The 22,216-nt window shown below is 71.4% G+C and carries 18 protein-coding genes; 13 read left to right on the forward strand and 5 right to left on the reverse strand.

Going from position 1 to position 22,216, the window contains the following annotated elements; all coding sequences use genetic code 11:
* Window positions 1-172 precede the first annotated feature (172 nt).
* Together WME79_RS02495 and WME79_RS02500 are read left to right on the forward strand one after the other, a co-directional pair.
* Entirely contained in the window at window positions 173-1,879 is a 1,707-nt protein-coding gene (locus WME79_RS02495; protein WP_437531419.1) for a serine/threonine-protein kinase, read from the forward strand.
* 99 nt (window positions 1,880-1,978) lie between these two features.
* Entirely contained in the window at window positions 1,979-4,168 is a 2,190-nt protein-coding gene (locus tag WME79_RS02500) for a bifunctional alpha,alpha-trehalose-phosphate synthase (UDP-forming)/trehalose-phosphatase (protein ID WP_437531421.1), read from the forward strand.
* A gap of 16 nt (window positions 4,169-4,184) precedes the next feature.
* Here WME79_RS02500 and WME79_RS02505 read toward each other — a convergent pair whose 3' ends face one another.
* Window positions 4,185-5,912 carry a right-handed parallel beta-helix repeat-containing protein gene (locus tag WME79_RS02505; RefSeq protein ID WP_437531422.1) on the reverse strand — a complete coding sequence of 576 codons (1,728 nt, stop codon included), beginning with the start codon at window positions 5,910-5,912 and terminating at the stop codon, window positions 4,185-4,187.
* Window positions 5,913-6,274: 362 nt separating this feature from the next.
* On the opposite strand from WME79_RS02505, the gene WME79_RS02510 reads away from it, so the two are divergent.
* The gene (locus tag WME79_RS02510; protein ID WP_437531424.1) at window positions 6,275-6,892 is read left to right on the forward strand and encodes a Maf family protein; all 618 of its coding nucleotides are present in this window, start codon (window positions 6,275-6,277) and stop codon (window positions 6,890-6,892) included.
* 379 nt (window positions 6,893-7,271) lie between these two features.
* A complete protein-coding gene (gene mgtE, locus WME79_RS02515; protein WP_437531426.1) occupies window positions 7,272-8,606 on the forward strand; it encodes a magnesium transporter in 1,335 nt (444 codons plus the stop codon).
* A gap of 99 nt (window positions 8,607-8,705) precedes the next feature.
* Here mgtE and WME79_RS02520 read toward each other — a convergent pair whose 3' ends face one another.
* On the reverse strand, window positions 8,706-9,311 hold the full coding sequence (locus tag WME79_RS02520; protein ID WP_437531427.1) for a hypothetical protein: 606 nt from the start codon (window positions 9,309-9,311) through the stop codon (window positions 8,706-8,708).
* Window positions 9,312-9,678: 367 nt separating this feature from the next.
* On the opposite strand from WME79_RS02520, the gene WME79_RS02525 reads away from it, so the two are divergent.
* The 3 genes from WME79_RS02525 (at window position 9,679) to purU (ending at window position 11,795) form a co-directional block, all read left to right on the forward strand.
* A complete protein-coding gene (locus tag WME79_RS02525; RefSeq protein WP_437539741.1) occupies window positions 9,679-9,936 on the forward strand; it encodes a hypothetical protein in 258 nt (85 codons plus the stop codon).
* Window positions 9,937-10,058: 122 nt separating this feature from the next.
* Window positions 10,059-10,796 carry a histidine phosphatase family protein gene (locus tag WME79_RS02530; protein WP_437531429.1) on the forward strand — a complete coding sequence of 246 codons (738 nt, stop codon included), beginning with the start codon at window positions 10,059-10,061 and terminating at the stop codon, window positions 10,794-10,796.
* A gap of 105 nt (window positions 10,797-10,901) precedes the next feature.
* Window positions 10,902-11,795, forward strand: a complete 894-nt coding sequence (purU, locus tag WME79_RS02535) for a formyltetrahydrofolate deformylase (protein ID WP_437539743.1) — start codon at window positions 10,902-10,904, stop codon at window positions 11,793-11,795.
* 121 nt (window positions 11,796-11,916) lie between these two features.
* Here purU and WME79_RS02540 read toward each other — a convergent pair whose 3' ends face one another.
* The 3 genes from WME79_RS02540 to WME79_RS02550 all read right to left on the reverse strand — a co-directional run bounded on the left by WME79_RS02540 (window position 11,917) and on the right by WME79_RS02550 (window position 14,824).
* On the reverse strand, window positions 11,917-12,540 hold the full coding sequence (locus WME79_RS02540; RefSeq protein ID WP_437531431.1) for a hypothetical protein: 624 nt from the start codon (window positions 12,538-12,540) through the stop codon (window positions 11,917-11,919).
* Between the two features lie 493 nt (window positions 12,541-13,033).
* Window positions 13,034-13,726, reverse strand: coding sequence for a glutathione S-transferase N-terminal domain-containing protein (locus WME79_RS02545; protein ID WP_437531432.1), 693 nt, complete (start codon window positions 13,724-13,726; stop codon window positions 13,034-13,036).
* Between the two features lie 168 nt (window positions 13,727-13,894).
* Entirely contained in the window at window positions 13,895-14,824 is a 930-nt protein-coding gene (locus tag WME79_RS02550) for a homocysteine S-methyltransferase family protein (RefSeq protein WP_437531434.1), read from the reverse strand.
* Between the two features lie 354 nt (window positions 14,825-15,178).
* Here WME79_RS02550 and WME79_RS02555 point away from each other — a divergent pair, with 354 nt between their 5' ends.
* The 6 genes from WME79_RS02555 to WME79_RS02580 all read left to right on the forward strand — a co-directional run bounded on the left by WME79_RS02555 (window position 15,179) and on the right by WME79_RS02580 (window position 22,215).
* The gene (locus WME79_RS02555) at window positions 15,179-15,799 is read left to right on the forward strand and encodes a hypothetical protein (RefSeq protein WP_437531436.1); all 621 of its coding nucleotides are present in this window, start codon (window positions 15,179-15,181) and stop codon (window positions 15,797-15,799) included.
* A 46-nt stretch (window positions 15,800-15,845) separates the two neighbouring features.
* Window positions 15,846-17,450, forward strand: a complete 1,605-nt coding sequence (locus WME79_RS02560) for a S53 family peptidase (protein ID WP_437531438.1) — start codon at window positions 15,846-15,848, stop codon at window positions 17,448-17,450.
* A 23-nt stretch (window positions 17,451-17,473) separates the two neighbouring features.
* Window positions 17,474-18,376 (forward strand): hypothetical protein, encoded by a 903-nt coding sequence (locus WME79_RS02565; protein ID WP_437531440.1) that lies wholly within the window; start codon window positions 17,474-17,476, stop codon window positions 18,374-18,376.
* A gap of 247 nt (window positions 18,377-18,623) precedes the next feature.
* Complete coding sequence (locus WME79_RS02570) at window positions 18,624-20,189, forward strand: L,D-transpeptidase family protein (RefSeq protein WP_437531442.1); 1,566 nt, start codon at window positions 18,624-18,626, stop codon at window positions 20,187-20,189.
* A 207-nt stretch (window positions 20,190-20,396) separates the two neighbouring features.
* Window positions 20,397-20,744 (forward strand): hypothetical protein, encoded by a 348-nt coding sequence (locus WME79_RS02575; RefSeq protein WP_437531443.1) that lies wholly within the window; start codon window positions 20,397-20,399, stop codon window positions 20,742-20,744.
* Entirely contained in the window at window positions 20,734-22,215 is a 1,482-nt protein-coding gene (locus tag WME79_RS02580) for a TolC family protein (protein WP_437531444.1), read from the forward strand. The genes WME79_RS02575 and WME79_RS02580 overlap by 11 nt, the downstream gene beginning before the upstream one ends.
* Window position 22,216: the final 1 nt, after the last annotated feature.

Here is a 22,216-nt window from a genome sequence, read left to right on the forward strand (position 1 = left end):
CGGAGGCGATCGAGGAAAGGTCGCCAAGGACATTTCTTCCGTTTAGACTGCCCCGACGGCCCCACGCGCCGACGCTCCCCACGATCATGAGGTCCAGGCTCACGCATCGCGAGGCATCGTCACCGAGGGGAGGGCTCGCCCGCGCCCGCACGGGGAAGGCGACGGAGTTCATATGAGTGGTGCCAACGAAAACGTCGTCGATGAAGTAGCGCGCAGCGAGCCGCTCGATCCGTTGCTCGGAAAGGTCCTCAACGGAAAGTTCAAGATCCTTTCCCAGCTCGCGACCGGCGGCATGGGCACGATCTATCGCGGCGAGCAGATCCCGCTCGGGCGCCCGGTGGCGATCAAGGTCTTGATCCCGAACCAGGCCTCGCGGCAGCTCGACCCGAACTTCCACAAGCGCTTCTTCCTCGAGGCGAGCATCCTCGCGCGCCTCCAGCACCCGAACATCGTCACCGTCTTCGACTACGGCCGCATCGAGGCCGATGATCAGGACCGGTTCTTCATGGCGATGGAGTTCCTCGAGGGCGAGACGCTCTTCCGGCGCGTGCGCCGGCAGGGGCGCCTGCCGCCGCCCGAGGCGATGCGCATCGCGCGGCAGATCGCGCGCGGGCTGCGCGAGGCGCACAAGCACGGCGTCGTCCACCGCGACCTCAAGCCGTCGAACGTCATGCTCGTCTCCAACGAGGACGCGGAGGAGGCGGTCAAGATCCTCGACTTCGGCCTCGTGAAGCAGCTGGGCGACGACTCGGAGGAGCTCACGCAGCAGGGCGCATTCCTGGGCTCGCCCCGCTTCATGTCGCCGGAGCAGATCTCGCACGGCAAGGTCGATCTCAGGACCGACATCTACTCGCTCGGCGTCATCCTCTACCAGATGCTCTGCGGGAAGGTCCCGTTCGAGTCCGAGAAGTCGATCCAGATCCTGATGGCGCACCTGCAGCAGCCGGTGCCGCGCATGAAGGAGCGGAACCCGGACGTCGACATCCCGGAGCCGCTCGAGGCGCTCGTGATGCGCTGTCTCGCGAAGGATCCGGACGGCCGGCCCGCGACGATGGACGCCCTCATCCAGGGCCTCGGCGAGTGCGCACGCGGCATGGGCGTGACGACCGCGTTCGGCGGCACGCAGATCACGTCGTTCGAGTCGCTGCCCGGCGTGCAGATCTCGTCGCGTTCGTCCACGGTGCAAGCGCTCAAGGACGCAGTGACGCTCCCGGCGCCGTCGAGCGATGACGATCCGAGCGGCCGCACCTCGGGCGTCGGCTCGGGACCCGGTGCTGCCGCGACCGCGGCGGGCGCGTCCAAGGGCACGACCGGCGCGCACGAGGCCCCCTCCGGCGGCGGGCGCAAGGTGATGATCCTCGCTGCCATCGGCGCGGTCGTCGTGGCGGCGGGCGCGTTCATGCTGACCCGCAAGCCCGCGCAGACCGAGGCCACGCCCGAGGTCGCGACCGCGCCGACGACCGCGCCCGCGGCGACCGGCACGCCCAGCGATCACAAGGGCGCGCCCTCGTTCATGCTGATCATCGAGTCGATCCCGGCGGGCGCCGACGTCCTGGAGGACGGGAAATCGCTCGGGCAGACGCCGCTCCAGCTCTCGATCGCGAACGATCAGGTGCGCACGTCGCCTCGCCGGCTGACCCTGCAGAAGGAAGGCTTCCAGCCCTACTCCATCGTGCAGGGGCCGTCGGAGATGTCCGTGCAGACCGTCGCACGGCTCGCGCAGGTGGCCGCGCCTGCGAAGACCGAGGACGCGCCGTCGAACACAAGCTCGGGCGGCAGGCGAAACTGGGGCCGCCCCGTTCGCCCCCCAGCGGCCACGGCCACGTCGAAGCCCAGCGCTCCGGAGAACACGGCGCCGTCGATCCGGGTCGACCGGTAGCGCTCAGGGCGCGCCCGATGAGCACCATCGGCTAGCCCCTGATTTCACCGCGCCTCAAGGGCGCGGTGGAGGGGCCATGCGCTAGCTTCCTGGCCGCGCATGTCCCGCCTGCTCATCGTCTCGAACCGCCTTCCGGTGACCGTCCACGCCGATCAGGGGGACGTCTCCATCGTCCCCTCGGCGGGCGGCCTCGTGACCGCGCTCCGAGGCCCCCACGAGCGCCACGGCGGCCTCTGGCTCGGATGGCCGGGCGACCTCGCGCGGCTCACCGAAGAGCAGCGCCGAGAGGTCGAGGATCGGCTCGAGCAGCTCGGCGCGGTCCCGGTGCACCTCACCTCGGCCGAGGTCAGCCGTTACTACGACGGCTTCTCGAACGGCGTCCTGTGGCCGCTGTTCCACTACCTCGTCGAGAAGTTGAACCTCGACGCCCGGCACGACTGGGAGAGCTACCGCGAGGTGAACGAGCGCTTCGCCGAGGCCATCGTCGCCCGGTACAGGCCGGGCGACAGGGTGTGGATCCACGACTACCAGCTGATGCTCGTGCCGGCGATGCTGCGGAGGCGCATCCCCGACGCGCGGATCGGCTTCTTCCTGCACATCCCTTTCCCCGCGGCCGAGGTCTTCCGGATCCTACCTTGGCGGGAGCAGGTGCTGCGCGGCATGCTCGGCGCCGACGTCGTCGGGTTTCACACGACGGCCTATCGGTACCACTTCGTCTACTCCGCCGCGCGCGTGCTCGGGCTCGATCCCGACCTCGAGACGCTCGCGTACGAGGGGCGGCGGGTGCGGCTCGGCGCCTATCCGGTCAGCATCGACGTCGACGAGTTCGTGCGGCTCGCGCGGGACGAGGAGGTCCGCGCCGAGGCGCGGCGCATCCGCGAGAGCGCCCAGGGCCGGAAGATCGTGCTCGGCGTCGATCGGCTCGACTACACGAAGGGCATCCCGCGGCGCATGCTCGCCATCGAGCGCTTCCTGGAGCGCGAGCCCGAGCTCCGGAGCAAGGTCCGGTTCATCCAGCTCGCGGTGCCGACGCGCGAGAACGTCGACGCCTACGCCGAGTTCCGGCGCGTCGTGAACGAGCTCGTCGGCCGCATCAACGGCAGCTACGGGACGCTCGACGACGTCCCGATCCACTTCCTGCACCGGTCGATGCCCATGGCCGGGGTCGTCGCGCTCTACCTCGCGGCAGACGTGATGATGGTGACGCCGCTGCGCGACGGGATGAACCTCGTCTGCAAGGAGTACGTGGCCTCGCGGATCGACGACACCGGCGCGCTCGTGCTGAGCGAGTTCGCGGGCGCGGCCGCCGAGCTGATCGAGGCGCTCCTGGTCAACCCGCACGACATCGACGCGGTGGCGTCGACGATCCAGCGGGCGCTCGTCATGTCGCCGTCCGAGCAGCGCGTCCGGATGCAGGCGCTCCGGCGCCGCGTCGTGACGCACGACGCGCACCGCTGGTCGCACCGCTTCCTGAACGATCTCGAGCGCGCGAGCGGCGTCCTGCCCGCGGTGGGGGCCGTCCGGCGGCCTGAGGGCGCGCCCCGGGGGAGCACGATCGCGAGCGCGCGCAGCGCGCCGTCGCTGATCGTGATGCTCGACTACGACGGCACGCTGGTCCCCCTCGAGGCCATGCCCGAGCTCGCTCAGCCGGACGAGGCGCTCATCACCGAGCTGCGCGAGCTCGCGGCGCGCCCGCGGACGCAGGTGCACGTGGTGAGCGGCCGGCCGCGCGAGGACCTCGAGCGCTGGCTGGGCGAGCTGCCCATCAGCCTCCACGCGGAGCACGGGTTCTTCTCCCGCGCCGCGCCCGGCGAGCCCTGGGTCGCGCTCCGCGAGGCCGCGCTCGACTGGAAGCCGAGGGTCCGCGACGTCCTCCAGGGCTTCGTGGACCGCACGGCGGGCAGCTTCATCGAGGAGAAGATGGTGTCGATCGCGTGGCACTACCGGGCCGCCGACCCGGAGCTCGCCAGCCAGATGGCCCGCGAGGTGCCCCTGGAGCTCGGCGAGGCGCTGCGCGAGCACGATCTCGAGCTCATCCCAGGCCGGAAGGTGCTGGAGGTGCGGCTCCGCGGGGTCAACAAGGGGGTGATCGTGCCGCGGGTGCTCGCGATGATGGGGCCCGACGCGGTGGTGATCGCGCTCGGCGACGACAGGACCGACGAGGATCTGTTCGCGGCGCTCCCCCCGACCGCCCTCACGATCCACGTGGGCGGCGGGGAGAGCTCCGCGGCGTTTCAGCTGCCCGACCCGGCGTCGGCGCGTCGCTTGCTGCGCGCGCTCGTCGCCTGAGGGCTCGCGCCGCGGCTCACGCCCTGGCGCGGCGAGCGCGCCGCCGGAGGGCGGCCCCGAGGAGCGCCGTCGCCCCGGCGAGGAACGCCCCCGAGCCGGCGACCGGGCCGCCCGCGAGCGCCCCGCCGACGCTGCACGCGCTGGCGTGGGCGTCGTGCGGAGCGTCCGCGCTGCCGTGCGCGGCCTCGGAGCACGCAGCGGCGCGCGCTGCGGTGTCGTCGCCGTCCGCGTCGCAGTCGCCGGCGGACGCGTCGCCTTCGGCGTCGGCGTCGCTGGCATCGACGTCGCTGGCGTCGCCCTCGTCGGCGTCGCTGGCGCCCGCCTCACCGTCGCTCGGGGCGGCATCACCGTCGACGTTCCACTCCTCCTCCGCGGCGCTGCTGTCGCTGTCGTCGAGGTCCCGATCGCTGTCCGCGGTCCTCATGGCGAACGCCGCGAGGCTGGAGCCGGACTCGTAGGCTCCGATGTCGATCGTGCCAGCGAGCGGCCGCTGCAGCGGTCCGCTGGCCGCGCGCACGCCCTTCCTGGGCGAGGACTGCGGCACGGAGAGCGGCTTCGGGAACGGGTGCCCTGCCGGGCTCGGCGTCGCGCTGGAGCCGGCGTTGACGAGCGGGCTGTTCGATGCCGGGCGGAGGTCCAGCGAGCTGAGGTTGGTGAAGCCCGGGTCGGTGCCCTGCACCGTGCCTGTCCACGCCGCGGGGATGGCCGAAGAGCCGGTGGGCAGCCAGTTGTTCGCGCCCGAGATCAACGCCGTTCCGGTCTTCCAGGTCGCGCTCCTGTCGACATAGACCTCCACGCCGCCGCCGCCGCGCCGATAGAACACGTTGTTGCTCATCTCGACGCTCTCGATCCCGTCGAACATCCTGATCGCCGGCCGCGACCCGGGGGCGAGCAGGAACGTGTTGTTGACGAACCGGAAGCGACCCCACGTCTGCCCCGTGCCGTCGCCCCCGACGCGCACGGCGAAATGCTGGCCGCTCTTGACGAGGACGTTGCCGACGACGTCGGAGTCCTCACGCGCGAGCCCCTCGTCCTGGCCGTCCGGCCCGATCAGCTCGAGCTCGTGGTATTTCGCGCCCTCGATCCAGTTGTAATAGATCTCGTTCCGCTCCGCGCGGCTCTTCACGTTGTTGCCGCCATTGCCGTCGTGCACATAGCAGTGCCGCATGCGGAACACCGCGCCGAGGTGCGTCTCCTCGTCGGTCGCGATGTAGATGGGGTGCCTGGTGTCGCCCGCGCCGCAGGCATAGACCTCGACGTACTCCAGCGTGAGGGAGCCCGACTCGGAGTCGGCGCCGAGGATCCCGTGCCCGGCGCAATCGTGCACCACCGAGTCACGGATCGTGATGTCGTGCGCTTTGTGGAACACGCAGCGGCTCGAGCCGCCGGTGATGTCAAAGCCTTCGAAGGTATAGTGATTGCCAGCGAAGATCACGGTGTTCGTCCCCCCGGATAGGACGGGGCGGCGGCCGTTCACGCGAACGCCGCGGATCGTGATCTTTTGCGCCTCGGTGCCCGACTTCTTGAAGAACAGATCCCCCGGATAGGTCGCGTCGCCCTCGACCAGAACCACGTCCCCGGCAGCGAGGCGAGGGGCGACCTCCGCGAGGCTCGCATAAGGCTTGCCCCGCCCCACCTCGTACGTCGCTGCGCTCGCCGGCGAGGCGGCGAGCAGCACGGAGAGCCCGATGCCCGGCGCGACGAGAGAGAGTGTGACGAGGTGCCTTGTGTTGAGTTGCTGCATTGGCGTACTGTCGCGTGCTGTAGAGTCCGAGTGCAAGCTGCTTTTTAATGAAATGCATGATGGGTAATTCAGGCGACACCTGACGGCAGTAATTCCTGCCGTTATTTCCGTGTACCCAACGACTATCACCATTGCTGAGAATCCGCGCCGTCTGCCATTTCTCGATAAATCTTGGCAAATAAAAGCAAATCGGTGCGATCGCCGCGAAGAGCGTGAAGAGCAGGTAACAGCGGGTGAAGCGCGGGTGAAGCGCGGGTGAAGCGCGCGAGGCGCGGGAGCAGCGCGAGGAGCGGGAGGATCGCGATGGGCGAGGCGGGCGGTTCCTCTCGGCGCGCGCGTCGTTCCGTGCCATGGAGCCGACCATGTTCCCGGTTGTCCTCGCCTCCACGTCGCCCTTCCGGAGGGCGCTCCTCGATCGCCTCGGGCTCGCGTACGAGGCCGTCGCGCCGGCGTTCGAGGAGATCGCGCCCGAGGGGATGTCGCCCCTCGCGTGCGCCCGCCTCTTCGCGGAGGGGAAGGCGCTGAGCCTCGCGCCGGCGCGGGAGGGCGCCCTGATCATCGGCGCCGATCAGGCGCTCGAGCTCGATGGGGAGCTCCTCCGCAAGCCGGCCTCGCTCGACGAGGCGGCAGACCAGCTCGGGCGGCTCGCGGGGCGCGTCCACGCGCTCCACACCGCCGTCGCGGTGCACGCGCCGCCGGGGGTGCCGCTCGCGGCCGGCGAACCGCGGACGCTGGCCGAGATCGTCACGGTGGAGCTCCGTGTCCGCCCGCTCGGCCGCGCGCAGATCCGCCGCTACGTCGAGCTGGATCGGCCGATCGGCAGCGCGGGAGGATACCTCTTCGAGAAGCACGGACCGTGGCTGTTCGACGACGTGCGCCACGCCGATGAGACGGCCATCGTTGGGCTGCCGCTCGTCCCGCTCTGCCGCCTCCTGCGCCGCTTCGGGGTCGATCCGCTCGACCCGCGCGTGAGCGCGTGAGCGCGTAGGCGCGCCTGCGCGCAGCCGTCAGAGAGCGCTGGCAGGCTCCGCGCTGGCCGAGAGAGAGAGCCTGCATCCTGGGAGATACGGTAGGTTCCCGCCAAACCGCGCCATTGCGCGTCGGCGCGATCCAAGCACCGAGAAGAAGCCCGAGGGAACCAGGAATATGCCGGCTGCCCCGGGCGCTATGCTGTCCGACGGCGCAGGCGGGGGGGCCGCGGCGCTGTGTGCGCGCCGGGGCTTCCAGGGAGGGGCGGCCGTGGCGCGCCCATTGCTAATCGTGGTTCCAGGGTCGAGCCTGCCGCTGGGCCCTCACGAATGAGCATCTTCTGCCGGGCGACGCCGACGGGGCGGGCCAGGCGCTCGACGAGGTGAGGCGATGATGGAACGCCCGCCCTTCAACGCGGCCGAGGCGCTCACGGCGGCTGATCTGACCCTGTCCTGGTCGGCCCTGCAGAACGAGGAGCGGGTGCAGGCCTATCGCCGCCTGCGGCGCGAGGAGGCGGAGGATTTCTTCGAGGGTCTCCCCACGGCCGACCAGGCCGCGCTCCTCGCGGGCCTCCCGAAGGGCGAACGCCGGCTGTGGCTCCGCCTGCTCGCGCCCGACGACGTGGCGGACCTCCTCCTCGAGGTGTCGCCGGCCGACCAGGCGGAGCTCCTCGCCTTGCTCGACGAGCCGACGCGGCGCGAGGTGATCGCGCTCCTCGCGTACGCCGAGGACGAGGCTGGCGGGCTCATGAGCCCGTGGTTCGCGCGCGTGCGGCCGGAGGCGACGGTCGACCAGGCGATCAGCTATCTCAAGCGGCAGGCCAGGGATCACCTCGAGACCATCTACTACGGTTATGTGCTCGACGCCGAGCAGCGGCTGCGCGGCGTGGTGTCGCTCAGGCAGCTCATGATCGCCCCCGGCGACCGGCGCGTCAGCGACGTCATGAAGACCGACATCGTGTCGGTCAACGAGGACGCCGATCAGGAGGCGGTGGCGCGGCGCTTCGCGGAGCACGATCTCGTGGCGATACCCGTCGTCGACAGCGAGGGTCGGATGAAGGGGATTGTCACCGCAGACGACATCGTGGACGTCGTGGAAGAGGAAGCGACCGAGGACATCCAGAAGCTCGGCGGCATGCAGGCGCTCGACGCGCCCTACCTCCGGACCCCCATCTCCAGGATGCTCGGCAAGCGCGCGGGCTGGCTGTCCGCGCTGTTCGTGGGCGAGCTCCTCACCGCCACGGCGATGGGGCACTACGAGAGCGAGATCGCCCGCGCCGTCGTGCTCGCCCTCTTCGTTCCGCTCATCATTTCGAGCGGGGGCAACTCCGGCTCTCAGGCGACGACGCTGGTCATCCGGGCGATGGCGCTCGGCGAGATCCGGCTCGCCGACTTCTGGCGCGTCAGCCGCCGGGAGCTCGCGTCCGGCCTCGCGCTCGGCGGGATCCTCGGCGCGATCGGCTTCGCGCGCGTCATCGCCTGGGAGAAGCTCTTCGGGGCCTATGGCCCGCACTACGCGCTCCTCGCGCTGGCCGTCGCGATCAGCCTGGTCGGCGTCGTGACCTGGGGCACGCTGGCGGGGGCGCTCCTGCCGTTCGTGCTCCGGGCGCTCCGCTTCGATCCGGCGAGCGCCTCGGCCCCGTTCGTCGCGACCCTCGTCGACGTCTCCGGCCTCGTGATCTACTTCAGCGTGGCCGAGCTCCTGCTCCGCGGGGTGCTGCTGTGAAGCGGGCGAGCGCCCCCAGCGCGCTCCCCGGGGGGCCTCCTCGAAGCGCGCGACCGGGGAGCGCCTGGGCGACCGGGGCTAGCCTGGGCGGGCGGGGGCCTAGGGGCTGACGCGCGACGCGAGGTAGCGCGCCACATACGCGCCGATCACGCGCGCGTCCTCGCGCCAGCGGCCGCCGGCCTTCAGCATGTCTGCCTCCGCGGCGCTCAGGTTCGTGTTCGGGATGGGCGACGCCGTGCGGCTCGAGAACTGGACCTCATCGAGCACCCGGCCGTCCGGCGCCGTGAGCCGGAGCGTCAGCCGGATCTGGCTCGGGGCCGAGGAGACGACCGCGTAGAAGCCTGGATTCATGTAGCCGATATAGGGCTTGATCACGAACGGCGCCGACGTGGGGCCGTCGGACGGCGCGACCTCGATGCCCTCCTCCTGGGCAGCGGCGACCAGGGCCTTGGTGAACTCCTCGTTGATGGACTCCTTGTCCGCCACGAAGCGCTGGTGATCGTCCGCGTCCTTGCTGGCGAGGTACTGGTCCTCGCGCTGGTCGAGGATGAAGAGGCCCACGTAGTCGATGGGCATCAGGGCGAAATACCGCTGGCCGACGAACGTGTCGGGGCTCGCCTGGGTCACGACGCGCCAGCGCGGAGCGCACCCGGCGAGGGCCGCGAAGCCGAGCAGCGCGGCCGCGATGAAGCTGCGACGGTGCATGAGGGTCTCCTTCAGAGGGCTCGCCTTGTAGGCCATGTCCGAGCGAGCTGGCAAGGGCGGTGCAGCACGCCGCGCCCGGGCGGGCCCGTCCGGCGCCCCGCGCCGGCGCGGCAGCGGCCCGCGCGCCCCCTCCGACCCGGACGGGGCAGGCGTCCTGCGCATTCGATCGATGGCGCGCGCGGGCTCGCCCCGCGCTCGCGCGCGCCTGTGCAGTGGGCGGACATGACCCGAGCTGGCCTGTCGGATGCATGTTCGATTCGACGGTTGCAATGGCTACCTCATACGAGGATGCCTTTCTATCGACGTTGGAGGTAAACCCATGATCCCGAATTTCGTAGCCGGTCTCCTCAGCATTTGGCCCATCTTGGTGCTCCCGTTGCTCGGCGTCGATCCGCCGGAGGACGCTGGCGGCAGCGGCTCGCAGGTGGGCCAGGGGTCCGAGCTGGAGATCCCAGGCTTGCCCGGGGAGGGCGCCTCGCGGTTCGCCTATTCGATCTCCTGCATCGAGGGCAGCACGGGAAAGAAGACCTTCCTCACGGAGGACGACTTCTGCAGCGCCCTGCGCGACGAGCAGGTCTGCTCCGAGAGCGCGGCCCTCTTCGCGCTCTTCCACGGCTGTCCCTGAGCGCCCGCGCGGCGGCGGTACAAACCCTTGACATCCGAGGGGGGCCTTGCTCTTCCTAGCGAGCGCGGACCGCCCCGCGCGGCCCTCCCCCCACAAGGTCGCGCGCCTCGGAGGCTCAGATCGTGACGAACCTCTATCTCATCCGTCATGGAGAAGCGCTGGTCAACGTGAACCATATCGTGGGCGGGATGCGCGGGGACACCGGCCTGACGCAGCTCGGCATCCTCCAGGCGGAGCGCCTGCGCGATCGCCTGGCCGCGACGCGCGAGATCCCCGCCGACGTCCTGATCGCCAGCACCTATCGCCGGGCGCAGCAGACGGCCGAGATCGTCGCTCCCGCCCTGGGGCTGCCCCTCACGCTCGACGACGAGGTCCAGGAGCTCCGCCCCGGCGAGGCGGACGGGATGCCGGTCGGCGAGGCGATGGTGCGCTACGCGATCGATTTCGAGCGCGAGCCGTACCGTCCTGCGAGCCCCGGTGGGGAGAGCTGGGCTCAGTTCATGCTGCGGGTCTCCGTCGCCCTCGATCGCATCACCCGTGAGCACGAGGGGCGGACGATCGTCGTCGTCACCCACGGCGGCTTCATCGATGTCGCGTTCCTCCACTTCTTCAGGATGAACGCGCTCGCCTTTCCGAGCGCGCACTTCGCCACCCGCCACACCTCGCTCACCCACTGGCAGCGAAGGCGGCGCTGGGGTCGGGCCGAGGCCTGGCACCTCATCTATTACAACGACAGCGCGCACCTGCGCGACGTCGAGCGGACCGTGCGCATCCCCTGGGCGGAGCTCTCCACGCTGGCGCCGAGGCTCGTGGACGATCCGTCTGGGCCGCCGTCCTCCGAGAGCGGCGAGGGGCGCTAGTACGCGGCGGGGGGCAGGCAGGCAGACAGGCAGCCGCCCGCCCGCGGTCCCTCTCGGCCCTCGCGCTTGCGCCTCTGCCTCGGGGCGAGCTACATGACCCGTATGATGGGTCCCGTTCACGCAACCTTCCTCATCGCCGCTCCCGACCAGCCCGGTCTCGTCGCGCGACTCGCAGGGTTCTTCTACAATATCGGCCTGAACATCATCGACGCGAGCAATCACACGGATGCGTTCATGGACGAGGGCCCGCGCTTCTTCATGCGTCTCGTCGTCGATCTGTCCGGCCTCGCCTCGCCGGCCGCCGTCGTTGCCCTGGGCGGCTCGGCCACCCGCGGCGCGATCGAGGCCGCCTTTCGCGAGCTCGCCGCGTCGCTCTCGGCGCGATGGTCGGTGGAATACAGCGATCACGTCCCGAAGATGGCGATCCTCGTCACCAAGGATCCCGCGTGCCTCTACGATCTGGTGCTCCGGCAGCGCGCGGGCGAGCTTCGCTGCGAGATCCCGCTCGTGATCTCCAACCACCCCACGCTCGAGGCGGTGGCCGAGAGCTTTCGAATCCCTTTCTTCTGTATCCCCATCACCCCGGAGACCAAGCGCGAGCAGGAGGGTCAGGTGCTTCACCTGCTGAAGAGGCACCATGTCGATCTCGTCGTGCTGGCGCGGTACATGCAAATCCTCTCCGAGCAGATGCTCGATGAGGCGCCGCCCATCATCAACATTCACCACGGGTTCCTGCCCGCGTTCCAGGGCGCGAAGCCTTACCACCAGGCGCACGCGCGCGGCGTGAAGCTCATCGGCGCGACGGCGCACTATGCGACGCGGGACCTGGATCAGGGGCCGATCATCGAGCAGGACGTGGCGCGCGTGAATCACCAGATGGGCCCCGAGGAGATGACCCGGATGGGGCGTGACGTGGAGCGGCTCGTCCTCTCTCGCGCCGTCCGGGCGCACCTGGAGCGGCGGGTCATCGTCGAAGGCCGCCGCACCGTCGTTTTTTAGATCTCCAAACAATGCCCCGACCGACCCGGGCAGTCGGGGCATCCTGGGCGATCGAGCGCGGGTGAGGTGCGCGCGGCCAGGCGTGCTCTCCTGGGAGCCCGACGAGCGCGCGCGCGGGGCGTTACGGGCGCCCCTGCTGGCCGGGCGCGGTGGCCTGGCCCGTGACGCCGGGCGCGAACTGGCCATAAACGCCCGACTGGGCAAGGCCGGCCTGCTGACCAGCATAGCCCTGCATTCCCTGGCTGGATTGCTGGCCGGCATATCCGCCGAACCCGGCCTTGGACGGCATCTGAGCCTGCCCGGGGAACATCCCGGCCTGGCTCGGCACGAGCGCGCCCTTGCCGGGGAGCATCTGGCCCTTGCTCGGTCCGAGCGTGCCCTTGCTGGGGAACATCTCGCCCTTGCTCGGTCCGAGCATGCCCTTGCTGGGGAACATCTCGCCCTTGCTCGGTCCGAGCATGCCCTTGCTGGGGAGCATCTGGCCCTTGCTCGGTCCGAGCATGCCCTTGCCGGGGAACATCTCGCCCTTGCTCGGGCCCATCTGGGCCTGTCCGGGCGTGAGCTGCGCCGCGCCCATCCCCATGTATCCGCCTCGCTCCTCCTCCAATGCTTGGTTGACGGCCCCGATCTCGTCGTCACCGAGATCGGTTTGATCGAAGTCCGCCTCGTCCGTGTTCACCGTACAACCCGCGGCCAGAGCAGCCAAAAGAAATGCAGGCACCAGCATCTTGCTATGAATCGACATGATCGTTTCCCCCCGATGTCCGCGAGGGCCCACCTGGCCCAGACATCTGGGCTCACCGCAGAGCAGAGTGTGTGCCTGGCGGAGCTGTGCAGACGTTTCCGCTCCCGGCGTGCTTGACGTCCGCGATGCGTGAGCGCAGCGCGCTCGCGCGATCAGCGCCCGGCAGCGGAGCTCGCGCGATCCGGGTTGAGCGGATCGTCGAGGAGCGCTCGTTCCCCTTTTCTCCGGCGAAAGGGCGTGTCGGGTCCAGCCGGGGCGCACCAGCGGCCCGGCGCGCTCAGTGAAGCCCTGACGGCAGGGCGCGCTGCGCTGGTGGCCCCGCCCTGCTCAGGACGCTCTGTGGTGCGTCGCGCGTGCAGCGCTGGCGCGCTGGACGGTTCGTTGGAGCTTGGTTTGTCCGCCCCGGTCGCAGCCCGTCAGTGAGGCGCCGCGCGCCCAGGGCGCACCACCGCGCGGCCGCGGGGGGCGCGGCCCCGCACGCGGGACGGGCGGCTCATGCCTCGGGCTTCTTCCCGAACAGCCACTTCTTCGCCTCGTCGTCCATCGGCTGGCTCGGGTTCCGCAGCTCATTTCCGACCGCGATCCCGCGCTCGACGGCGGGCCTCGCGCGCACCGCATCGAGCCACCGCTTGAAGTTCGGGAGCTCGTCGGCCGACACCCCGTACCGCTCGTGCGGCATCGCCCAGGGATAGCTCGCCATGTCGGCGATCGAGTACTCGCCCGCCAGGAAAGGCCGGTCCGCGAGCCGCTTGTCCATCACACCATAGAGCCGGCGTACCTCTTTGGTATAGCGCTCGATCGCATAGGGGATCTTCTCCGGCGCATAGTGATTGAAATGGCCCGCCTGGCCGCTCATGGGACCGAGGCCGCCCATCTGCCACATGAGCCACTGGGTCACCTCGTAACGGCCGCGGACGTCCGAGGGGATGAACTGGCCCGTCTTCTCCGCGAGGTAGAGCAGGATCGCGCCCGACTCGAACACGGAGATCGGCGCCCCGCCGCCCGGAGGATCGTGATCGACGATGGCGGGCATCCGGTTGTTGGGGCTGATCGCGAGGAAGTCCGGCTTGAACTGCTCGCCCCGCCCGATGTTGACCGGGATGAGCTTGTACGGGAGGCCCGTCTCCTCGAGCATTATGCTGATCTTCCAGCCGTTCGGGGTGGGCCAGTAATAGAGATCGATCATCTTGCGCTCCGTCTCCGTGGGTCGTCGCCGATCGCGACGGCGTGCTGTCTCAGGCGATGGATCGTGTCTGCCGGGCGCCGCGCCGCTTCGCGCTGGCGTCGCCCGGCTCGTCGGACAATCGGTGGCACGTCGCCCCGTGGGGAGCAACCGGCGATTGGGCGCATGGCCTCAGCGCGGCGATCCCGTCGGTCCGCGCGCGGGCCTCGCCCCATCGACGAGCGCGCGCAGCGCCGCGATGTGCCCGGGCCCCGTCCCGCAGCACCCGCCCACGATCGTGGCGCCCGCCTCGAGCCAGCGGCGCGCGAGCTCCGCATACCGCGCGGCCGCCGAGCCGCGCTGGTCGACGCCAACGCCCCAGCCGAGCCCCTCGGCCTCCGTGCCCGCGTTCGCGTAGGCCCCGAACGGGACGCCGCACGCCGCGAGCCGCTCGATGTGCGCGAGCGTGCGAGTCGCAGGGGTGCAGTTGACGAGCACGGCCTTCGCGCCTCGGGCGGCCGCCTCCCGCGCGGCGAGCCCGATGTCCTCGGGCGAGAGCAGGTCCGACCCCGGACCCGCCGTGAACGACACCCATGCTTCGACGCCCGTGGCGACCGCCTCCTCCAGCGCGACGAGCGCCTCGCCGGCGTGGGGGAACGTCTCGCAGAGGAGCAGGTCGACGCCCGACCTCGCGAGCGCCTGCGCGAGCTCGCGGTGCTCCTTCCGCGCGTCGGCAGGGCTCAGGTCGGGCCGGTAGCAATCCTCGAGCGGCGCGATGCTGCCGGCGACCCGGTGCCGCGGGCCCTCGCCGCGCACGGCCTCGCGCGCGAGCGAGACCGCGCGCGCCGTCAGCTCGGCCCAGGCGGCGCCCGCCTGCCTCCGCTTGGTGCGGAATGTGTTCGCCGTGTGCACCGTCGCGCCCGCGCGCGCGTAATCCCGATGGATCGCGCGGACCACGTCGCGGCCTCGCGCATCGAGCAGGGCCGCGGCGCTCCAGAGCGGCGCCGGCGTCTCGACCCCGCGCGCGGCGAGCTCGGTCCCGAGCGGGCCGTCGAGGACCACGATGGCAGCCTCGGCGGCCACAGCAGTTGAACCGAGCGGCGGTCTGGCCACGTCCACCATGTAGGCTCCGGTATGTCCGCGGCCGGCTCCTATGGCAACCCCTGAGTCTGGTCATGGCCCGTCCGCTGCTCGGGGTAAGCGAGTCCCCGCACAGCGCACCGTCCCGACCACTGTGCGGTAGAAAGAACGATGGAATTGTCTTTCGCGCCGGGAAATTACTTGCCAGGTATGGGGGGCCTGCGGCACCGTTGAAATGAATTCATCTTCCCCTCATTCGACTCGCCGGAGTCGTGGGGTCCGACAAGCAAGCGATCGTTTGCAGGACCGACGCAGGACCGACATGGGGGAGCTCCCGCTGGCCCGCGCGAGGCCAGGCGAGCGCCATCAGTGAGCCCATAAGAAAGGAACGCCATCATGATTCGACAGACCATCCGTTCTTCCAAATCGCTCGCTCTCAGTGTTGCGCTCGGCGTCATCGCAGCGGCCGGTTTTGCCGGATGCAGCGCGTCGGAGGAGGCTCCCGTCGATGACGCGGTGGCGCATGAGCGGATCACCCAGGCGGATGTCTCGAAGGCCCTCGAGACGAGCGAGTTCCTGAACCTCGACATGAGCCGAGACACGGTCTACGCCCTCGACTACTCGGGGGGGGCCATCGACTACGCGCGCATCAAGCTCTCCACCGGCAACGGCAAGGAGATCTTGCTCTCGGAGCAGATGGCCGCCATCGAGGCGGCGGACTACGGCGACTACCCGGCGCCCGCCCTGATGGAGGCGTCGGACCAGCGGTTCAGCATCTCCTCGGACGAGGCCGCCTTCGGGAAGCTGTCGGAGAGCGAGCTCGACCAGCTGAAGGTCGACGGGTTCTTCTACTCCGAGAAGCCAGTGTCGGACCCTGGGGTGAAGCCGCAGAGCACCGACCCCGACTGCATCCACGCCTACTGCGAGATATGTACCGACAACACGACCGGCGGGCACCCCGAGACCTGGTTGCCGGGGACCTTCACCTGCTACCTCATCGAGCACGTGTGGTGCTGAGCCTCGCCTGACGGACTCCTTCCCCCTCGCTCGCAGGGCATTGTTGATGCGTTCGCTCTCGGTTTGGTGCGTCGCGCTGCTCGCCCTCGGGGGCACGGCGTGCGGAGAAGACGGGCCCGTGCTCCCGAGCGGCCTTCCCCGGCCGGCCGGGGGGATCTACTTCGACTTCGGCGCGGCGCCGGAGGAGGACCGCTTCCGCGCGCTGATGGGGTTCCCGACCCGGGATGTCGCCGGGCTCGAGAGCGCGATCGAGGACATGTACGATCCTGGGAAGCCGGACACGTTCCGGAAGTACATGTCGGTCGAGACCTGGATGGAGCGCCACGCCCCATCCGAGAGCGACGTCGCGGCCGTCGAAGACTGGCTCGTCCAGCAGAAGATGGAGATCCGGCGGCGGTCCAAGAACCGGCTCATGCTCGAGTTCGCGGGCACGGTCGAGCAGTTCAACACCGCGTTTGACACGGAGCTCCGCGACTTCGAGCGCGAGAACCCCGCGGCCGGCGGCAAGCCGCTCCGCACGTACGGCGCGCTCGATCCGCTCAGGCCGCCGCAGCGGATCATCGACCTCGCGTCGGGCGTCGTCTCGGTCGAGATCCCCGCGGACACCGAGCCGCTCCCGGCCGAGGGGGGCTCGATCGAGACGGACCCTCCGCCGGAGCAGGAGCAGGGGTACACGCCCGCGCAGATCGCGGGAGCCTATGGGGTCGAAGCGCTCCACACCGGCGGCCACAGCGGGCAGGGCGTGAAGCTCGGCGTCGTGGTCGGGGCGACGTACAAGACCCGGGATCTCCAGTCGTTCTGGCGAACGTTCGGCGTCTCGCGCGATAACCCCGAGGAAGTGGTCACCGCGGATCCGATCTCCACGCGTTATGTCGAGACCACGCTGGACATGCAGTGGTCAGGCGTGATGGCGCCCGAGGCGGAGCTCATCGCGTACCAGGGGCCGGACGCGCGCACCCACTCCATCCTCTATGCGTGGAACGAGGCGATCGCCGCCGGCGAGGTGTCGGTGCTCTCGACGTCGTTCGCGCACCGCGAGGAGACGGAGGGGCAGATCATCCGGGAGCAATACAACGAGGCGGCACGCATGGGCGCGGCGCTCGGGATGACGATCGTCGTCGCGAGCGGCGACTCGAGCAGGCCCGACGTGCCGTCGTCGAGCCCGTATGTGACGTGCGTCGGCGGGACGGTGCTCGAGCTCGGCGACGGCGGCGAGGTCGCGCGCGAGGTGGCGTGGAGCGGCTCCGGCTCGGGCCGATCGCGCGCCTTCGATACGCCGTGGTGGCAGGCGAGCGTCGTGAAGGACGCGCAGGGCACGCGCGCGGTCTCCGATGTCGCGCTGAGCGCGTCGTCGGACTCCCCGTACTGGCTCTACTTCCTGGGCGAGTGGGAGCGGCGCAGCGGCACGTCGTTCGCCGCGCCGGTGTTCGCCGGGCTGATGGCGTCGGTGAACAGCCACCGGATCGCGCAGGGCAAGCCCGTCGCCGGGTGGCTGAACCGGGCGCTTTACACCGATGCGGGCGTGCAGGCCGCGTTCCGCGACATCACCGAGGGCAAGACCCCCGAGGGGTTCAGCGCGGGGCCCGGCTGGGACTATCCGACCGGCTGGGGCGCTCCGCTCGCGGACAAGCTCGCGGAGGCGCTCCCGTAGGAAAGCGTCATCCTCTGGGTCGGATGGCGTTCCCTTTCGCGTTCCTCTCCCTCTCGCTCGTGTCGCTTCCGCTCCTTGCGGCGGCGGCGCTCGGCTGCGACCGCCCAGGCCGCTCCGCCGGTCCGGTGCCCGCGCCGCCCAGCGTCGCGCCCGCCCCGGCGCGGGAAGAGGCAGCGCAGGCCGCGGATGGCGGCGGGGCGCCGGCTGCCGCGGCCGGGGACGCGGCGGCTGCTGCTGCGGGGGCTGCGCCGCTCCGCGCGGACGCGCCGTTCGTGGAGCTCCCTGTCGAGGGGTTTCCGAGCGCTGTGGTGTCGGTGCCGATCGGCGCCACCGCGCGGCGTCCTGTGCTCATCGCGTCGCACGGCAACTACGATCGGCCCGAGTGGCAGTGCCAGGTGTGGCGCGACATCGTGGGAGACGGCGTCTTCGTCCTGTGTCCGAGGGGCGTCGCGCGGCCCGATTCGCCGTCGGCGAGCGACGTCCGCTTCACGTACGAGAGCAACGCCCGCCTGGAGCAGGAGATCGACGCGGGGCTCGCAGCGCTGCGAGCGCGCTTTCCAGAGCACGTGGATCCCGGCGCGGTGCTCTACACAGGCTTCTCGCTGGGCGCGATCATGGGCTCTGCGATCGCCGCGCGCCGGGCGGCGCTCTTCCCGCGCCTCGTGCTGGTCGAGGGCGGACACGACAAGTGGACCCCGGCGACGGCCAAGGCGTTCGCGGACGGCGGTGGGCAGCGGGTCCTCTTCGTCTGCGCGCAATCCGGGTGCAGCGCCGCCGCCGCCGCGGCCGCCGCGCGCCTCGACAAGGCGGGGGTGCTCGTTCGCGTGGCGCGCAGCAAGGAGGCCGGCCACCGGTACGACGGGCCGGTCGCCGAGGAGACCCGAAGAGCGCTCGATTGGCTGATCGACGGCGACCCGCGCTGGTGAACTTGAGCGGCGCTCACCCGCGGCGGATACGGGCCCATCTCGGCGTTTTCGGTGCTCAGCGCACTGGAGTGCGCTTCCGCGCCGAAAACGCCGATCTGGACCCGTCTCCTGTGCGGGTGAGCGCCGCTCGGCGACGCGAGGCGGGGGCCGCGCGCGTTGAACTGCAGTGGCTGCTCGGCGGGTGGGCGCCGCGCGGGCGGTCTGGTCGGCGGGCGGCCTCTGAGCTAGACGAGGCCCGTTGCTCGTCATGGCTTGCTCTTTCCCGGAGGCGCGCGCGTGCCGTCGCGGTGGTCTGGATCGGCTGCGGCGCGCGTCGGCGCTCGCTGCGTCGGCGCTCGTGGCGGCCTGCGGTCCGGGCGAGGAGCCGCCGGGGCGCTCGGCCGCCGCGCAGCCGGTGGCTCCGGAGCTGGCGCTCGCCGCCGCGGGCGTCGTGGAGCCGCTGGACGGCGGCGCGGCCGTCGAGGCTGAGCCCGCGGCGTCCAGGGAGGCGCTGCGGCCCGGGCGCGGCGACAAGCTCGCGAGCATCGCGATGCGCACGTTCGTGTACGCCGCGCCCGAACGCGGCGCGCGCAAGCTCGGTTACCTGCGGGCCGGCGCGCTCGTCGAGCGCGCCGCGGCGCCGTCGGGCGACGCGGGGTGCGCCGGCGGGTGGTACGCCATCCATCCCCGCGGCTTCGTGTGCGTCGGCAAGGGCGCCTCGCTCGACCTGGACCACGAGATCGTCGCCGCAACGCCGGCCGGCCCGCGCCGGGGCGAGCCGTATCCGTACCGGTACGTCGTGTCGCGGAAGCCGCCGCCGCACCTCTATGTCCACCTGCCCAGCGAGGCCGAGCAGCGGCGCGTCGAGGGGCGCTCGCGCGCCCAGGGCACCCCTGCGTGGTCCCGCCGCGACGAGGCGCTCCTGGGCGAGCCGGAGCCGCTCACGCCCTTCTTCGCGAGCCGCCGTGACCTGCCCAAGCCGATCGGCGCTGCCGAGAAGGTCCGCTTTCCGGCGCACCGCGGGCGCGCGCGTGCCGACTCGGCCTTCGGCCTGATCTCCACCTTCGAGTGGACCGGGCGGCGCTTCGGCCTGACGACCGAGCTCGACCTCATCCCGATCGATCGCACCTCCGCCGTCGCCCCCACGGCGATGCGCGGCGTGGAGGTGAAGAGCGAGGGGACCCCCGCGTTCGTCATGCACCACGGGGTGCGCACGCTGAAGCCGGACGCCTCGGGCGAGCTCAGGCCGGACGGCTGGGCGGCGCACCGCTCCGGCTGGGTGCTCACCGGCAAGACGGCCGCCGGCGGCGCCTATGCGGAGACCGACGCGGGCGTGTGGATCCCCGCGTCCGCGCTGCGGGTCGCGCGGCTGGGCCGCGACTTCTGGGGGCACGCGGCGCGCGGAAGGAAGTGGATCGACATCTCGATCGAGCTCCAGACGCTCGTCGCCTACGAGGGCGAGCGCCCCGTCTTCGCGACCCTCGTCTCGACGGGCAGGGGCGAGCTCGGCGATCCCGCGACAACCAGCGCCACCGTGCAGGGGACGTTCTTCATCCGCGAGAAGCACGTCACGGCGACGATGGACGGCGACGAGCTCAGCGAGTCGTCCGTCGACCTGCGGGACGTGCCCTATGTCCAGTACTTCCACAACAGCTATGCGCTGCACGGCGTCTACTGGCACGACGCGTTCGGCAAGGTGCGGAGCAGCGGCTGCGTGAACCTCGCGCCCGCCGACGCGGCGTGGCTGTTCGCGTGGACCGATCCCCCCGTCCCCGAGGGCTGGCACGCCGCGTTCAACGACAAGGGCGGGACGCTCGTGTACATCCACGCCTGACCGCGCGCGGCCAGGGGCGGCGACGTGTAATACCGCCGGACCGCGCGCGTCGGCCATGCATGCAACCTGGGACGACGCTGTTGGCGATCCAACTTCCTGCGCTGAGCTCTGGAGCGCTCGAGCTCAAATGCGGCATGAAGCCGCTGCGGGGCGCGGTCGTCCTCGGGCCCCGCACGTGATCGCACTCGCCACGCTGGAGCGGCTTCCATGAAATCACCTCACCTCGCCGGTCCTTACGCCCTGCTGATGCTCGTCGCTGCGCTCGCCGGCTGCGCGCCGCGCAGCCTTCCCGCGAGCTTCCCCGCGTCCTCTGCTGCCTCGCCGCAGGCCGCGGAAGCTCCCTCGCCGCGGATCGGCGCCGCCCTCTCGGAGGAGCCTCCGCTGCCCGGCGAGCCCGCCGCGGGCTGGGTCGGGCTCGAGCCGGCGGGGGCCGCGGGCGCCGGCGCCGACCCTCACCATCACCACCACCACCACCATCACAGCCCGGCGCCGGCGACGCCGCCGGAGGGCAGCCCGGCGGCTGCCAGGCCCGAGGAGCCTGTCCATGCGCACTGAACGCCGGCGCTCGCGCGCGCTCGCCTCGCGCCTCCTGCCGCTCGTGGCGGGCCTCGCGCTCTCCTCGGCGGCCGCGGCCGGCTGCGCCGCCCCGTCGTCGACCGCTGACATGGCGCGGATCCGCGAGCTCTCCCGCCTCGAGCTCCCGCAGAGCGCGGCGTCGGAGGAGGTCGATCTGGCGCCGGCCGACGGCGCGCGCGCCCTCGGCCAGGCGCCGCGGCAGCCGCTCACCGCGGACGCCGCGGTGCGGATCGCGCTGCTCAACAACCGCGAGCTGCGCGCCGTGCTGAAGGAGGTCGGCGTCGCGCGCGGCAACCTCGAGCAGGCGGGCAAGCTCCCGAACCCGGAGATCGCGATCGGGGTGACGCCGCAGCAGGAGGGGGTCGAGCACGCGCACCTCGAGCTCGCGGTCGAGATCGACCTGACGTCGGCGCTCCTTTCGCCGCTCCACGCGAGGGCGGCGCGCTCGGAGCACGAGGCCGAGCGCTACCGCGCCGCGGGCGCGGTCGTCGATCTCGGCTACCAGGTGCGCGCCGCGTTCTACGCCGTGCAGGCGGCGGAGCAGCGCCTCGGCATCGCGAACCGCGCGCTCGACGCGTTCGCCGCGGCCCGCGACGCCGCCCGCGCGCTCTTCGAGGCGGGCAACGTCCCGGAGCTCGACGTGGCGACGCAGGAGGCGGGTTACGAGGAGGCCCGCGTCACGGCCGCGCAGATGGAGCTGGAGCTCCTCTCGCAGCGCGAGCGGCTCACCCGGCTGCTCGGCCTCTCCGGCGCGGCGACCTCCTGGACGATCGCCGGCGCGGTCCCTGCGGCGCCCGACGCGCTCGCGACGCCGCCGGGCGCGGAGTCCCTGGCCTTGCGGGCGAGCCTCGAGCTCGCGGAGCTGCGCAGCCGGCTCGAGGCGGCGGCGGGACGCGCCGGGGCCTTGCGCGCCGAGGGCTGGGTGCCGGACGTGGCGGCCTCCGTGCACGGCGAGCGGGAGCTCGGCGCGAGCGGCGACGCGCACGAGCACCCGTGGGTCGTCGGCGCCGGGGTCCGCGTCTCGCTCCCGATCTTCGATCGGCGGCAGGGCGCCGAGGCGGCGCAGGCGGCCGAGTTCGACGGGCTGCTGGAGCGCTACCACGGCCGCGCGGTCGACGTCCGCTCGGCGGCCCGCGAGGCGCGCAATCGGCTCTCGTTCGCGCACGCGCGGGCGCGGCACTACGCGCGCGTGATCCTCCCGGCGCGCAAGCGGGTCCTGGAGCAGACGTTGCTCCAGTACAACGCGATGCAGGTCGGCGTCTTCCAGCTGCTCTCGGCGCGCCGAGAGCAGCTCGACGCCGAGCTCGCGGCGGTCGAGGCGCTGCGCGAGCACTGGACGGCGAAGGCTGCGTTCGACGCGCTCCTGGCAGGGCGCCGCGTCGAGGCCGCGGGGGCCGGAGCTCCCGCAGCGATGCCGAGGGCCTCGGCCACCGGCGAAGGAGGGCATTGAC

Source organism: Sorangium sp. So ce726 (assembly GCF_051521405.1).
GTDB lineage: Bacteria > Myxococcota_A > Polyangia > Polyangiales > Polyangiaceae > Sorangium.